This is a genomic window from Pseudomonas sp. MIACH (assembly GCF_001269925.1).
Taxonomy (GTDB): Bacteria; Pseudomonadota; Gammaproteobacteria; order Pseudomonadales; family Pseudomonadaceae; genus Aquipseudomonas.
In genome coordinates this window covers 1-14,999 of the sequence record NZ_LHVO01000039.1, presented here as the reverse complement: position 1 = coordinate 14,999, position 14,999 = coordinate 1, and the positions used below count along the sequence as shown (strand labels likewise).

At 60.0% G+C, this 14,999-nt stretch carries 14 protein-coding genes; 9 read left to right on the top strand and 5 right to left on the bottom strand.

Annotated features, from left to right (window positions below):
* From AD670_RS31775 to AD670_RS15795, 3 genes are all read right to left on the bottom strand, one after another.
* A partial coding sequence (locus AD670_RS31775) for a hypothetical protein (protein WP_156338248.1) occupies positions 1 to 370 on the bottom strand: 370 nt, incomplete at its 3' end.
* 123 nt (positions 371 to 493) lie between these two features.
* The gene (locus AD670_RS31460; RefSeq protein WP_156338246.1) at positions 494 to 1,636 is read right to left on the bottom strand and encodes a hypothetical protein; all 1,143 of its coding nucleotides are present in this window, start codon (positions 1,634 to 1,636) and stop codon (positions 494 to 496) included.
* Positions 1,637 to 1,749: 113 nt separating this feature from the next.
* Positions 1,750 to 2,313 (bottom strand): helix-turn-helix domain-containing protein, encoded by a 564-nt coding sequence (locus tag AD670_RS15795; RefSeq protein ID WP_053134060.1) that lies wholly within the window; start codon positions 2,311 to 2,313, stop codon positions 1,750 to 1,752.
* A 92-nt stretch (positions 2,314 to 2,405) separates the two neighbouring features.
* On the opposite strand from AD670_RS15795, the gene AD670_RS15790 reads away from it, so the two are divergent.
* From AD670_RS15790 to AD670_RS15760, 7 genes are all read left to right on the top strand, one after another.
* On the top strand, positions 2,406 to 3,335 hold the full coding sequence (locus AD670_RS15790; RefSeq protein ID WP_053134057.1) for a DMT family transporter: 930 nt from the start codon (positions 2,406 to 2,408) through the stop codon (positions 3,333 to 3,335).
* Between the two features lie 124 nt (positions 3,336 to 3,459).
* Entirely contained in the window at positions 3,460 to 6,381 is a 2,922-nt protein-coding gene (locus AD670_RS15785; protein ID WP_053134054.1) for a monovalent cation/H+ antiporter subunit A, read from the top strand.
* Positions 6,381 to 6,725, top strand: a complete 345-nt coding sequence (locus AD670_RS15780; RefSeq protein WP_003192163.1) for a Na+/H+ antiporter subunit C — start codon at positions 6,381 to 6,383, stop codon at positions 6,723 to 6,725. The genes AD670_RS15785 and AD670_RS15780 overlap by 1 nt, the downstream gene beginning before the upstream one ends.
* A complete protein-coding gene (locus AD670_RS15775) occupies positions 6,722 to 8,404 on the top strand; it encodes a monovalent cation/H+ antiporter subunit D (protein ID WP_053134051.1) in 1,683 nt (560 codons plus the stop codon). Before AD670_RS15780 ends, AD670_RS15775 begins: the two co-directional genes overlap by 4 nt.
* Complete coding sequence (locus tag AD670_RS15770) at positions 8,401 to 8,889, top strand: Na+/H+ antiporter subunit E (protein WP_053134049.1); 489 nt, start codon at positions 8,401 to 8,403, stop codon at positions 8,887 to 8,889. The genes AD670_RS15775 and AD670_RS15770 overlap by 4 nt, the downstream gene beginning before the upstream one ends.
* Positions 8,886 to 9,164 (top strand): K+/H+ antiporter subunit F, encoded by a 279-nt coding sequence (locus AD670_RS15765; protein ID WP_003211751.1) that lies wholly within the window; start codon positions 8,886 to 8,888, stop codon positions 9,162 to 9,164. Before AD670_RS15770 ends, AD670_RS15765 begins: the two co-directional genes overlap by 4 nt.
* Positions 9,161 to 9,499: a Na+/H+ antiporter subunit G gene (locus AD670_RS15760; protein ID WP_027606290.1), complete on the top strand. Its 339-nt coding sequence runs from the start codon at positions 9,161 to 9,163 to the stop codon at positions 9,497 to 9,499. The genes AD670_RS15765 and AD670_RS15760 overlap by 4 nt, the downstream gene beginning before the upstream one ends.
* A gap of 737 nt (positions 9,500 to 10,236) precedes the next feature.
* Here AD670_RS15760 and cysS read toward each other — a convergent pair.
* Positions 10,237 to 11,625, bottom strand: a complete 1,389-nt coding sequence (gene cysS, locus AD670_RS15755) for a cysteine--tRNA ligase (protein WP_053134046.1) — start codon at positions 11,623 to 11,625, stop codon at positions 10,237 to 10,239.
* A gap of 21 nt (positions 11,626 to 11,646) precedes the next feature.
* Positions 11,647 to 13,347 (bottom strand): glutamine--tRNA ligase/YqeY domain fusion protein, encoded by a 1,701-nt coding sequence (locus AD670_RS15750; RefSeq protein ID WP_053134043.1) that lies wholly within the window; start codon positions 13,345 to 13,347, stop codon positions 11,647 to 11,649.
* A 261-nt stretch (positions 13,348 to 13,608) separates the two neighbouring features.
* On the opposite strand from AD670_RS15750, the gene AD670_RS15745 reads away from it, so the two are divergent.
* Together AD670_RS15745 and lpxH are read left to right on the top strand one after the other, a co-directional pair.
* The gene (locus tag AD670_RS15745) at positions 13,609 to 14,112 is read left to right on the top strand and encodes a peptidylprolyl isomerase (RefSeq protein WP_032889796.1); all 504 of its coding nucleotides are present in this window, start codon (positions 13,609 to 13,611) and stop codon (positions 14,110 to 14,112) included.
* Entirely contained in the window at positions 14,109 to 14,858 is a 750-nt protein-coding gene (lpxH, locus tag AD670_RS15740) for a UDP-2,3-diacylglucosamine diphosphatase (protein ID WP_053134038.1), read from the top strand. Before AD670_RS15745 ends, lpxH begins: the two co-directional genes overlap by 4 nt.
* Positions 14,859 to 14,999 lie beyond the last annotated feature (141 nt).

The window sequence follows — 14,999 nt, the reverse complement described above, 5'->3', positions numbered from 1 at the left end:
CCCTAGTTGTTTTATTAAAATCAAAAAAACCCTCACAACCATTGCACAACATCATCTTCGGCGCACCCAGCCCAGTCATCGAGAATAGGTTACCCATGGCAACCTCCTCGGCGGCCACGTAGTTCGTATAGTAAGGATTTTTGACGCGATACAACTCGTTATTATGCTCAATGAATTGGGCGTCACGTGTAAATAAAACCCCATTACTGCTGCGTTCTACAGGTACTCCACGCGACAGGTTAACGGGTTCCTTCGGCACCGATCCGCGAGAGTGCTCTATGCCTACGTTTATTGTTGATGTGTTTGAAGGCACGGGATTCAAGGCATACGAAACCAAAGCCGGTGAAACAGGAGAAACCAACATATCCATGACCTCTGTATAAAATTGAAAGATTTCAAATATCGCTTCGCCCACTCAAGATTGGCGAAGGACAAACCCAAAAAGCAGCGCAACACTTACTTATTGAGTCAACCCGTGCTCGACACCGCCGCCCTAAGGCTGTTTCCATGGATTGGGAACATACATAACAGAAATGCCTTCAAACTGTTTTTTGTTCGAGGCCGAGTTGAAGGATACCAACAGCCCCGAGTGAGTTTTAGGCATCAACCCGAACACCTCACTCTTAATATTGCCGCTTCCAAACTTCTTGCCCTCAAGCACGTCAATCATTTTATCCAATGTGATACTGCCAGCATCGGCCTCACCGCCCGGAAGCCGCTGATTCACGCGCACATGAATATGCAGGCCGGCGGTTGAGTCTCCGTAGATCGGGCTATGTAAATAGATCTGCGCGGTATCTTTTCCAGGTTGATAACCATAAACCTTCTCAATGGAGCGCATGCTCATTTCCTTAAACATCTTAAGTAGCTCAACATGCTCCTTTTGCACATCAACAGGGTTGACTAAAAACCTGCGACCTGTACGTTTTTCGTATTCACCTACACTTTCCCGCGCACCTACACCTACAGCTGTATTCACGCGATATTTGAAGACTTCTTGAAACGCTTGGCGATTTTCAAAGAGATCAGGAGGTATCCAATACCCCACCAGCGCATAGCCACCGGTATGCCGAGTACGAGTACTCAAGTCCATTGGCTCTGGAAAAACCTCGGGATATTTTTCTATGTATCGAGTATTCGGCATCAGCACGATCCCCCCCTGCGCAGTGAACGGCGTCGCAGGAAACTGCTCAGGGTGCTGGCGAAAAGCAAGGAATTTCGGGTCACTCGGCTCCGTTAAAAAACTGTATATAAAATTAGGCAGTACTGGATTGTTCGCATAGCGAGCTATGCGTGTCTCCATGCCAGCCTCGGAGACTAGCCCTACTTGAGGCATGTTGTATTTAGCAGCTGATTTTTTTGAAAACAATGGCCCCCGATTCAGGATAGTTCTATCAACGTGAGGAAGGCTAAAAAGTTTATCCTCGCGTCTTTTTCGATGTGGCGAATGCTCATAGGCAATAGGAGAGGAGCGTTTCTTCTCTTCTGCTCCGATAACATGCTCAGCCTCCCAACTGCTCCACTGTCGCGGGATTTCATTACTGGGTTTTACCGGGCTGACGCGCAAATTAACTGATGGCGCATTAATATCTAATAGCAAAGGCCAGCCAGTTATACTTTGTGGATTGACAGGCACGGGCATTTCCTTTTTCTATTGATCCCCTTTGGAGAGCACAGAAAAATAATGCGTCATACTTGGTAAGTCGCGATGACTATTCTGACGATAGCGACAGAGCTTTCGGTGTTGCTTCAAATCACCACAGTGCGAACAAATCGAACAGCCACCGAGCCATCATTGCAATAGCCATGGGTTTGATCGCTGCCAAACATAAAGAACTCACCCGCCGAAATATATTTCTTCGCGTCGCCCAGCCGCAGGGTCAAACAGCCGTCGAATACAAAAATCTGCACGTTCCAGCCTTCCGGATCGGGTTCTGGGCTATATCGATCACCTGACTCCAGGCGCATCTCCCAAAGTTCGACTTCACGCCGCGCCGTGGCCTTGGCAAGCAATATCGCTTTACTACCGGGAATATCACCGGCCCAGGCCAGTTCGTTGATGCGACTGTGATCGCGCACATCCGGCGCCTGGATCAGGTCGCTGAACGCGACGTCGAGTGCTTCGGCCACACGGTCGAGGGTGGACAGGCTGACGTTCTTCTCCCCCGCCTCGATGGCCACCAGCATGCGCCGGCTGACCCCGGACTTTTCCGAGAGCGCGGTCTGGCTCAGGTCGGCGGCGTGGCGCAGGCGACGAACGTTCTGGCTGACGTGCTGCAGGACCGAGGCCCGTTGTGGATTTTCTTTGTGCACTATATTGCTCAATGGGTGGGTGTGCGCAGTATACTGCCCAGCGTGCGGCGCATTGTGCGGTCCGTGCCTTTCCCTTGCAAGACCGAGCCGCCATGACCACGCCGAACTCCCCCTCGCGTTTCAACCGTTTCAGCAAAGCCGAATGCATTCTGGTGTTTATCACCATGATTTGGGGCGGCACGTTTTTGCTGGTTCAGCATGCCATGACTGTCAGCGGGCCGATGTTTTTCGTGGGCCTGCGCTTTGCGGCGGCGGCGATTGTGGTCGGGTTCTTTTCCTTGCGTACGCTGCGCGACCTGACGTTGTTCGAATTGAAGGCGGGCGTGTTCATCGGCGTGGCGATCATGTTCGGCTACGGCTTGCAGACCATTGGCCTGCAGACGATCTTGAGCAGCCAGTCGGCGTTCATTACCGCGCTGTATGTGCCGTTTGTGCCGCTGTTGCAGTGGCTGGTGCTGGGTCGTCGTCCGGGGTTGATGCCGAGCATCGGCATCATGCTGGCGTTTGCCGGGTTGATGTTGTTGACCGGTCCTGCCGGTGCCTCGTTGAATTTCAGCCCTGGTGAAATCGCCACATTGATCGGCGCGATAGCAATTGCGGCCGAGATCATTTTGATCAGTGCATTTGCCGGGCAGGTGGACGTACGCCGGGTGACGGTGGTGCAACTGGCGACGGCGTCGCTGCTGTCGTTCCTGATGGTGGTGCCGATGGGCGAGGCGCTGCCGGGGTTTTCGTGGTTGCTGCTGTTCAGCGCAGTGGGCCTGGGCTTGACCAGTGCGGTGATCCAGGTCGCGATGAACTGGGCGCAGCAAAGCGTTTCGCCCACGCGAGCCACGTTGATCTATGCCGGTGAGCCGGTGTGGGCAGGCGTTGTTGGGCGGATCGCCGGGGAACGGTTCCCGCCGATTGCCATGCTGGGCGCGGCGTTGATTGTGGTGGCGGTGATTGTGAGTGAAATGAAGACAAAAGGGCAAAAAGCCATCGACCTGCAGGATGCGAGGGAACAGGAGCAACAGGGCTAGGGTCGGAAACAAGGCCAAATGGGAGTTTTCGACCTACTTTGTAGGATCCTGCCACATCTTGCCGTTTGGTGATCGTGAAAGCGGCACGTATGATGCATCCCAAACTCCCGCAGATTAGAAGCCTATGTCCCTGATAGTTCTACTGCTTCTGCCGTTCATTGGCAGCTGTCTGGCGGCCTTGCTGCCGCACAATGCACGTAACACCGAATCCCTGCTGGCTGGCCTTGTGGCCCTGGTCGGAACCGTTCAAGTCGCCCTGCTCTACCCCCAGATCGCCCACGGTGGCGTGATCCGCGAAGAATTCATGTGGTTGCCCAGCCTCGGGCTGAACTTCGTGCTGCGCATGGATGGGTTCGCCTGGCTGTTCTCGATGCTGGTGCTCGGCATCGGCACGCTGGTGTCGCTGTATGCGCGCTACTACATGTCACCGGACGATCCGGTGCCGCGTTTCTTCGCGTTTTTCCTGGCCTTTATGGGCGCCATGCTCGGGCTGGTGATCTCCGGCAATCTGATCCAGATCGTGTTCTTCTGGGAACTGACCAGCCTGTTCTCGTTCCTGTTGATTGGCTACTGGCACCACCGCGCCGATGCGCGACGCGGTGCCTATATGGCGTTGATGGTCACCGGCGCGGGCGGCCTGTGCCTGCTGGCCGGGGTGATGCTGCTGGGGCATATCGTCGGCAGCTATGACCTGGACCGTGTGCTGGCGGCGGGCGACCAGATTCGCGCGCATTCGCTGTACCCGGTGATGCTCGCCCTGGTGCTGATCGGCGCGCTGAGCAAAAGCGCGCAGTTCCCGTTCCACTTCTGGCTGCCCCATGCCATGGCCGCACCGACCCCGGTGTCAGCCTATCTGCACTCGGCGACGATGGTGAAAGCCGGCGTGTTCCTGCTGGCCCGCCTGTGGCCGTCGCTGTCCGGCAGCGAAGAATGGTTCTGGATCGTCGGCGGTGCCGGCGCCCTCACCCTCCTCCTCGGCGCTTACTGCGCCATGTTCCAGAATGATCTCAAGGGCCTTTTAGCCTATTCCACCATCAGCCATCTCGGGCTGATCACCTTGCTGCTGGGCCTCAACAGCCCGCTGGCCGCTGTCGCAGCGGTGTTCCATATCCTCAACCACGCCACCTTCAAGGCCTCGCTGTTCATGGCGGCGGGCATCATCGACCACGAAAGCGGCACGCGGGATATCCGCAAGCTCAGCGGCCTGGTCAAGCTGATCCCGTTTACCGCGACGCTGGCGATGGTCGCCAGTGCGTCCATGGCGGGGGTGCCGTTGCTGAATGGTTTCCTGTCCAAGGAGATGTTCTTCGCCGAGACCGTGTTTATCTCGTCGACCCAATGGGTAGAAATCGCCCTGCCGATGATCGCGACCATTGCCGGGACCTTCAGCGTCGCCTACGCCCTGCGCTTCACTGTGGATGTGTTCTTCGGCCCCCCTGCCACCAACCTGCCCCACACCCCCCACGAGCCACCACGCTGGATGCGTGCGCCAGTTGAGCTGCTGGTGTTTACCTGCCTGCTGGTGGGGATCTTCCCGGCCCAGGTGGTCGGTTCGATCCTCGCGGCCGCTGCACTGCCGGTGGTTGGCGGCGTGCTGCCGGAGTACAGCCTGGCGATCTGGCACGGCTGGAATGCGCCGATGATCATGAGCCTGGTGGCCATGTCCTGCGGCGTCGTGCTCTACCTGCTGCTACGCAAGCAGCTCAAGCGCGGCCGCTTCAAGTACCCGCCGGTCATCAGCTACTTCAACGGCAAGCGCGGCTTCGAGCGCAGCCTGGTGGTGATGATGCGCGGCGTGCGCAAGATCGAGAAACGCATCAGCACCAAGCGCCTGCAAACCCAATTGTTCCTGTTGGTGATCGTCGCGGTGATCGGCGCCATGATCCCGATGCTCAACAGCGGCCTTACCTGGGGCGACCGGCCGAAGATCCCGGGCTCCATCGTGTTCGTCACCCTGTGGCTGCTGGCGATTGCCTGTGCCCTGGGCGCCGCCTGGCAAGCCAAGTATCACCGGCTCGCGGCCCTGACCATGGTCAGCGTGTGCGGACTGATGACCTGCATCACCTTCGTGTGGTTCTCGGCACCGGACCTGGCGCTGACCCAGTTGGTCGTAGAAGTCGTCACGACGGTGCTGATCCTGCTCGGCCTGCGCTGGCTGCCACGGCGGATCGAAGAAGTTTCGCCACTCCCCAGTTCGCTGCGCAAGGCGCGCATCCGTCGTCTGCGCGACTTCCTGCTGTCCACCGTGGTGGGCGGCGGCATGGCGCTGCTGTCCTACGCGATGCTGACGCGCCAGACGCCCAACGATATTTCCTCGTTCTACTTGAGCCGCGCCCTGCCCGAGGGCGGTGGCAGCAATGTGGTGAACGTGATGCTGGTGGATTTCCGGGGCTTCGACACCCTCGGCGAAATCACCGTGCTCGGCGCCGTGGCGCTGACCGTGTACGCCCTGCTGCGGCGCTTCCGCCCGTCCAAGGAAAGCATGCAACTGCCCGCGCAACAGCGCCAGTTGGCACCGGACGTGGCCACCGACCTGGTCAACCCGCGCCAGGCCAGCGACACCGCCCTGGGCTTCATGATGGTGCCGGCAGTGCTGGTGCGCCTGCTGCTGCCGATTGCGCTGGTGGTGTCGTTCTACCTGTTCATGCGCGGCCACAACCAACCGGGCGGCGGGTTTGTCGCCGGCCTGGTGATGTCGGTGGCGTTTATCCTGCAATACATGGTCGCCGGCACCCAGTGGGTCGAGGCGCAGATGAGCCTGCGGCCGATGCGCTGGATGGGCTTCGGCCTGCTCTCGGCGACGCTGACCGGGATCGGCGCGTTGTTTGTCGGCTACCCGTTCCTCACCACCCATACCTGGCATCTCAGCCTGCCGCTGCTGGGCGATATTCATATCGCCAGCGCCTTGTTCTTCGACGTCGGCGTGTACGCCATGGTCGTCGGCTCGACGCTGCTGATGCTCACCGCCCTCGGCCACCAGTCGGTGCGTGCGCATAAACCGAGCAACCAGGCCAAAGTAGTCGCCGCCACCGAAGGAGCCGCCTGATGGAAGAAGTCATCGCAATTGCCATTGGGGTCCTGGCGGCCTCCGGCGTCTGGTTGATCCTGCGGCCACGGACGTTCCAGGTGGTGATGGGCCTGTGCCTGTTGTCCTACGGGGTCAACCTGTTCATTTTCAGCATGGGCAGCCTGTTTATCGGTAAGGAGCCGATCATCAAGGACGGCGTGCCGCAGGACCTGCTCAACTACACCGACCCCCTGCCCCAGGCCCTGGTGCTCACGGCCATCGTGATCAGCTTCGCCATGACTGCGTTGTTCCTGGTGGTGCTGCTGGCGTCACGGGGCCTGACCGGCACTGACCATGTGGACGGCCGGGAGCCCAAGGAATGAATTGGGTCAACCAACTGATCGTCGCCCCCATCCTGCTGCCGCTGCTCACCGCCGCGCTGATGCTGATGCTGGGTGAAAAACGCCGTCCGCTGAAGGCCAAGATCAATCTGTTCTCCAGCGTTATTGGCCTGGGCATCGCAATCCTGCTGTTGTACTGGACGCAAAAAGGCGGCCCAGGCTCGATTGGCGTGTACCTGCCGGGCAACTGGCAGGTGCCGTTCGGCATCGTGCTGGTGGTCGATCAACTCTCGGCGCTGATGCTGGTGCTCACCGGGATCATCGGCGTGAGCGCGCTGCTGTTCGCCATGGCCCGTTGGGACCGCGCCGGCACCAGCTTCCATGCGCTGTTCCAGATCCAGATGATGGGCCTGTACGGCGCGTTCCTCACCGCTGACCTGTTCAACCTGTTCGTGTTCTTCGAGGTGCTGCTGGCGGCGTCCTACGGCTTGATGCTGCACGGCTCGGGGCGGGCGCGGGTGTCGTCGGGCCTGCATTACATTGCGATCAACCTGCTGGCGTCGTCGTTGTTCCTGATTGGCGCGGCGATGATCTACGGCGTTACCGGTACGCTGAATTTCGCGGATCTGGCCCTGAAAATCCCGCTCGTGCCGGAAGCCGATCGCGGCTTGTTGCATGCCGGTGCGGCGATCCTCGCCACCGCATTCCTGGCCAAGGCCGGCATGTGGCCGCTGAACTTCTGGCTGGCACCCGCCTATTCCTCGGCCAGTGCGCCGGTGGCGGCGATGTTCGCGATCATGACCAAGGTCGGCGTGTACACCGTGCTGCGCCTGTGGACCCTGCTGTTCTCCGGCCAGGCCGGCGCGTCGGCGTTGTTTGGCGGCGACTGGCTGGTGTACGGCGGCATGGCCACGATCATCTGCGCGGCGCTGGCGATGGTCGCGGCGCAGCGGCTGGAGCGCATGGCCAGCTTGAGCATCCTGGTCTCGGCCGGGATCCTGCTGTCGGCCGTTGGTTTCGCCCAGCCAAGCCTGACCGCCGGGGCGCTGTTCTATCTGGTCAGCTCCACGCTGGCACTGAGTGCGCTGTTCCTGCTGGCGGAATTGATCGAGCGTTCGCGCTCGGCCAACGACCTGCCGCTGGATGAAGAGATCGACGCACTGCCCAAGGCCATGGAGTCCCTGCATCCGCGCCCTGGCGTCAACCTCGATGACGAGCAGAAAGCCGTGGTCGGCCAGGTGATTCCCTGGACCATGGCCTTCCTCGGTTTGAGCTTTGTCGCCTGCGCCCTGCTGATTATTGGCATGCCGCCGCTGTCCGGGTTTATCGGCAAGCTCAGTTTGTTGAGTGCGCTGGTTAATCCCTTGGGCCTGGGCACTGGCCTGGAAGGCCCGATCCGCCCTGCAGCATGGGGCCTGATGGCGTTGCTGATCCTGTCCGGCCTGGCCTCGCTGATTGCCTTCGCCCGCTTGGGTATCCAGCGCTTCTGGACCCCGGAAGAACGCCCGTCGCCTTTGCTGCGCCGCTATGAGTGTGTGCCGATCTTCTTTCTGCTGGGCCTGAGCATCCTACTGACCTTCAAGGCCGAACCGCTGATGCGCTACACCCAGGCCACTGCCCAGAGCCTGAACAATCCGGAAAACTACGTCATGGCGGTGATGGCGACCCGCCCGGTTCCAAGCCCCGAAGCCAAGACCGCCGCGCTGGAGGTGCAACCATGAAACGCCTGCTCCCTGCGCCGTGGTTGTCCCTGGCCTTGTGGTTGTTGTGGCTGGTGCTGAACCTGTCCGTCAGCCCAGGCAACCTGCTGCTGGGCGCGCTGCTGGGCCTGCTTGCACCGCTGCTGATGGCGCCGCTGCGCCCGCTGCCGATCCGCATCCGCCGCCCCGGTGTGATCATCCGCCTGTTCTTCGTGGTCGGCCGCGACGTGATCGTCTCCAACCTGCAAGTCGCCTGGGGCGTGCTGATGTGCGGTTCACGCCCACCGCGTTCGCACTTCGTCAAAATCCCCCTGGACCTGCGCGATGCCAACGGCCTCGCCGCCCTGTCGATGATCACCACCGTGGTCCCCGGCACCATCTGGTCGGAACTGGCGCTGGACCGCAGCATCCTGCTGCTGCACGTGTTCGACCTGGAGGATGAAGCGTCGTTTATCGAACACTTCAAGACCACCTACGAGCGGCCCCTGATGGAGATCTTCGAATGAGCGCCCTGCTCTCCAATGCGATCCTGTTCAGCCTGTTCCTGTTCTCCCTGGCCATGGTGCTGACCCTGGTGCGCCTGTTCAAAGGCCCGTCGGCCCAGGACCGGGTATTGGCGCTGGACTACCTGTACATCCTGGCGATGCTGATGATGCTGGTGCTCGGCATTCGTTATGCCAGTGACACCTACTTTGAAGCGGCGCTGCTGATTGCGCTGTTCGGCTTCGTGGGCTCGTTTGCCCTGGCGAAATTCCTGCTGCGTGGGGAGGTGATTGAATGATGCCGTTATGGATGGAAATCGTCGTCGCGGTCCTGCTGGTGTTGAGCAGCGTGTTCGCACTGATCGGCGCGATTGGCTTGCTGCGCATGAAAGACTTCTTCCAGCGCATGCACCCGCCGGCGCTGGCTTCGACGCTGGGCGCGTGGTGTGTGGCGTTGGCGTCGATTATCTATTTTTCGGTGCTCAAGTCCGGGCCGGTGCTGCATGGATGGTTGATTCCAATTTTGTTGGCGATCACCGTGCCGGTGACCACACTGCTACTGGCCCGTACGGCGCTGTTTCGCAAGCGCATGGCCGGTGATGATGTGCCGGCCGAGGTCAGCAGCCGCCGCTGAGGCGAACACGGTTAAAAATGTGAGAGATGTCGAGCTTTAGCGAGGCTTCGAAGGCGGCCGCACTGTTGGCAGGTATGTTGGCTGACCCACCGCCATCGGGAGCAAGCCCCCTCCCACACTTGATCGTTGTTGGCAGGGAGAAAGCAGCCTGGCTTTAGATCTCATGGATATCGCCAATCCCTTGTGGGAGATGTCGAGCTTTAGCGAGGCTTCGAAGGCGGTGGCACTGTTGGCAGGTATGTTGGCTGAACCACCGCGATCGGGGCATGGATATCTACACACCTTTGGCTCAACGCTGAACGCCCGGCAGATAGGGCTGTTGTGGCGAGCGGGCTTGTCCCGCGTTGGGTTGCGTAGCAGCCCCAGGAAAGAAGAACGCGGTGTATCAGACTCTCTGTAGAGGCTGGTTTTGGGGCTGCTTCGCAGCCCAACGCGGGCGGTGCGACGATTCGACAAGCCCGCTCGCCACAGGGATATTTGTCAGAGTCTGAAAAGTTGTGTAGATACCCATGGCTATCGGGAGCAAGCCCCCTCCCACATTTGATCGCTGTTGGCAGGGAGAAAGCGGCCTGGCTGTAGATCTCATGGATATCGCCAATCCCCTGTGGGAGATGTCGAGCTTTAGCGAGGCTTCGAAGGCGGCGGCACTGTTGGCAGGTATGTTGGCTGACACACCGTAATCGAGGCAAAAAAACGCCCCGAACCAGTCGGGGCGTTTTTCATTCAGCGTTTGCCAATCAAGCCTGATCAGCCAACCGCCAAGTAGTCCCGCCCTTCCCGTCTTCCAACACCACACCCATCGCGGTCAGTTGGTCACGGATACGGTCAGACTCCGCCCAGTCCTTGTTGGCACGCGCCGCCAGACGCGCCTGGATCAACGCATCCACCTCAGCCGCATCCACACGCCCTTCGGCGCCGGCCTGCAGGAAGTCGTCGGCTTCCATCTGCAGCACGCCCAACACACTGGCCAGTTCTTTCAGGCGAGCAGCCAGACCTGCCGCTGCATCGAAATCGCTCTCGCGCAGGCGGTTGATCTCGCGCACCATTTCGAACAGCACGGCGCAGGCTTCGGGGGTGCCGAAGTCGTCGTTCATGACCTCGGTGAACCGTGCCACGAACGCTTCGCCGCCGGCCGGCGCCACGGATGGCAGGCCTTTCAACGCATGGTAGAAACGCTCCAGGGCGCCCTTGGCGTCCTTGAGGTTGTCTTCCGAGTAGTTGATGGCGCTGCGGTAGTGGCTGGACACCAACAGGTAACGCACCACTTCCGGGTGGTACTTTTCCAGCACGTCGCGGATGGTGAAGAAGTTGTTCAAGGACTTGGACATCTTCTCGCCATTGATGCGGATCATGCCGCAGTGCATCCAGGCATTGGCGTAGGTCTTGCCGGTGGCGGCTTCGCTCTGGGCGATTTCGTTTTCGTGGTGCGGGAACTCGAGGTCGCTGCCGCCGCCATGAATGTCGAAAGTCTCGCCCAGGCAGCAGGTGGACATCACCGAGCATTCGATGTGCCAGCCCGGACGCCCGGCGCCCCAGGGCGACTCCCAGCTCGGCTCGCCGGGCTTGGTGCCTTTCCACAGCACGAAGTCGAGCGGATCCTGCTTGGCTTCGTCGACTTCAATGCGCGCGCCGATGCGCAGGTCTTCGATTTTCTTGCGCGACAGCTTGCCGTAGCCCATGAACTTGGCGACGCGGTAGTACACATCGCCGTTGCCTGGGGCGTAGGCATAACCCTTGTCGATCAGGGTCTGGATCATCGCGTGCATGCCAGGGATGTGGTCCGTGGCGCGCGGTTCCATGTCCGGCTTGAGGATGTTGAGGCGGGCCTCGTCCTCGTGCATGGCGGCGATCATGCGCTCGGTCAGCGCGTCGAACGACTCGCCGTTCTCGTTGGCGCGGTTGATGATCTTGTCGTCGATGTCGGTGATGTTGCGCACATAGGTCAAGTCATAGCCGCTGAAACGCAACCAGCGGGTCACCAGGTCGAAGGCAACCATGCTGCGGCCGTGGCCGATGTGGCAGTAGTCGTACACGGTCATGCCGCACACGTACATGCGCACCTTGTTGCCATCCAGCGGCTTGAAGACTTCTTTGGTCTTGCTGAGTGTGTTGTAGATCGTTAGCACGACAGTTCCCTTAAAACAGAATCACTGGCCCCACGAATCACGCAAGGTCACGGTACGGTTGAATACCGGCTGACCGGGTTTCGAGTCCTTGATATCCGCGCAGAAGTAGCCTTCGCGCTCAAACTGGAAACGGTCTTCCGGCTGTGCGTCGCCCAAAGAGGGTTCGGCACGACAACCGGTGAGCACTTGCAGGGAGTCAGGGTTGATGTTGTCGAGGAAACTGGCGCTGTCTTCAGCCTTTTCAGGATTCGGCGAACGGAACAGACGATCGTACAGGCGCACTTCGCACTCGATGCTGGCAGCGGCCGGCACCCAGTGGATCACGCCCTTGACCTTGCGGCCTTCAGGGTTCTTGCCCAGGGTTTCCGGGTCGTAGGAGCAACGCAGTTCGACGATGTTGCCATCGGCGTCCTTGATCGCTTCGTCGGCACGGATCACGTAGCTGCCGCGCAGGCGCACTTCGCCGTTGGGCTCCAGGCGCTTGTAGCCTTTTGGCGGTTCTTCCATGAAGTCATCGCGGTCGATGTAGATTTCACGCGAAAACGGCAGCTTGCGCACGCCCAGTGCTTCGTTCTGCGGGTGACGCGGCAGTTCGAGGTGGTCGACCTTGTCTTGCGGGTAGTTGGTGATCACGACTTTCAACGGACGCAGCACGCACATGGCGCGCGGCGCGTTCGCGTCGAGGTCCTGGCGGATGCTGAACTCGAGCATGCCAAAGTCGACCACGCCGTCGGAACGGTTGGTGCCGACCATGTCGCAGAAGTTGCGGATCGACGCCGGGGTGTAGCCGCGACGGCGGAAGCCCGACAGGGTCGACATGCGCGGGTCGTCCCAGCCATGCACGTGCTTTTCATCGACCAGTTGCTTGAGCTTGCGCTTGCTGGTGATGGTGTAGTTCAGGTTCAGGCGGCTGAATTCGTACTGACGCGGGTGCGCCGGGACCGGCAGGCTGTCCAGGAACCATTCGTACAGCGGGCGATGGCTCTCGAACTCCAGGGTGCAGATGGAGTGGGTGATGCCTTCGATGGCGTCCGACTGACCGTGGGTGAAGTCGTAGTTCGGGTAGATGCACCACTTGTCGCCGGTCTGGTGGTGATGGGCGTGACGGATGCGGTACATGATCGGGTCGCGCAGGTTCATGTTCGGCGAGGCCATGTCGATCTTGGCGCGCAGCACGCGGGCGCCATCCGGGAACTCACCGGCGCGCATGCGGGCGAACCAGTCGAGGTTCTCTTCCACCGAACGGTCGCGGAACGGGCTGTTCTTGCCCGGCTCGGTCAGGGTGCCACGGTATTCCTTGGCCTGCTCGGGGGTCAGGTCGTCGACGTAGGCCTTGCCGGCCTTGATCAACTCGACGGCCCAGTCGAACAACTGGTCGAAGTATTTGGAGGCATAGCGCACTTCACCGGACCATTCGAAGCCCAGCCACTTGATGTCGCTTTCGATGGCGTCGATGTATTCCTGGTCTTCCTTGGCCGGGTTGGTGTCGTCGAAACGCAGGTGCGTGACGCCACCGAACTCCTGGGCCAGGCCGAAGTTCACACAGATCGACTTGGCGTGACCGATGTGCAGGTAGCCGTTGGGCTCTGGCGGGAACCGGGTGACGATCTGCGTGTGCTTGCCCGAATCCAGGTCCGCCTGGATGATCGGGCGCAGGAAATTGACCGGGACGGCAGGTCCGGCCTTGGAATTCGAGGTAGGGTCGACAGTGGGCTTGCTCATAGGATCCTTGAACAGACAGGTTCGTGGCCAGGTGGGGCCAGATAAAACAAAGGGCTCATAATAGCCGAAGCAGTCAAGACACTGACAGGCCGCGACCAAAAACTGCTGCTTTAATTACTGCTTTAATGGCGCACGCGGTAAAAAACCACCTCGAAATTCCTGCCGGGCACGCTAAACTGCGCGCCTTGGCCGCGACTGCGCCAACCCGGTAAGGCGCCCCAGGCGTCCAAACCCACGAATTCCCTGAAAAGAGTAGTGAACATGACCCAAGTTAAACTGACCACCAACCACGGTGAAATCGTCATCGAGCTGAACGCCGAGAAAGCGCCGATCACCGTCGCCAACTTCATCGAATACGTTAACGCCGGCCACTACGAAAACACCGTATTCCACCGTGTCATCGGTAACTTCATGATCCAGGGCGGCGGTTTCGAGCCTGGCATGAAAGAAAAGAAAGACAAGCGCCCAAGCATCCAGAACGAAGCGGACAACGGCCTTTCCAACGACAAGTACACCGTCGCCATGGCCCGTACCATGGAGCCGCATTCGGCCTCCGCGCAGTTCTTCATCAACGTCGCCGACAACGCCTTCCTGAACCACAGCGGCAAGAACGTACAGGGCTGGGGCTACGCCGTGTTCGGTAAAGTCACCGAAGGCCAGGACGTTGTCGACAAGATCAAAGGCGTGTCGACCACTTCCAAAGCCGGTCACCAGGACGTTCCAGCAGAAGACGTGATCGTCGAGAAAGCCGAGATCGTTGGGTGATATTGCTGATTTCAGATTTGCATCTGGAAGAGGAGCGCCCGGACATTACCCGGGCGTTTCTGGATCTGCTCCACGGCCGCGCCCGTGGCGCCCAGGCGTTGTACATTCTGGGGGACTTCTTTGAAGCCTGGATTGGCGACGATGGGATGACGCCCTTCCAGCGTTCGATCTGCGCGGCTCTGCGCGAGCTGAGCGACAGCGGCACCCCGATTTTTATCATGCATGGCAACCGCGACTTCCTGATTGGCAAGGCGTTCTGCAAAGCAGCAGGCGCCACCTTGCTCAAGGATCCGAGTGTCGTGCAGCTTGCAGGCGAACCCGTGCTGTTGATGCACGGCGACAGCCTCTGCACCCGCGACCTTGGCTATATGAAGCTGCGGCGCATCCTGCGCAACCCGGTTGTGCTGTTTATCCTGCGGCATTTGCCATTGCGCACCCGCCACCGCCTGGCGAGCAAGCTGCGCAGTGAAAGCCGCGCGCAAACGCGCATGAAGGCCAACGACATTGTCGATGTCACGCCCGAGGAAGTACCACGGGTGATGCAGCAGTTCGGCGTGCGCACCCTGGTCCACGGCCATACGCACCGGCCGGCGATCCATAAGTTGCAGATTGGCGACCAGGCGGCCAAGCGCATTGTGCTGGGGGATTGGGACAAGCAGGGCTGGGCGTTGCAGGCAGATGAGCAAGGGTTTCAGTTGGCAGCGTTTGACTTCGTCAATCCGCAGCTGGCGTTGCCTGGCGCCTGATCCTCGAACCCCACTGATCCAATGTGAACAGAGATCAAAGTGTGGAAGGGGGCTTGCCCTAATGCCAGTCAGTTAAGGAGGAACACTGTAACTGTGGCGAGCGGGCTTGCCCCGCGTTGGGCTGCGCAGCAGCCCCAATAA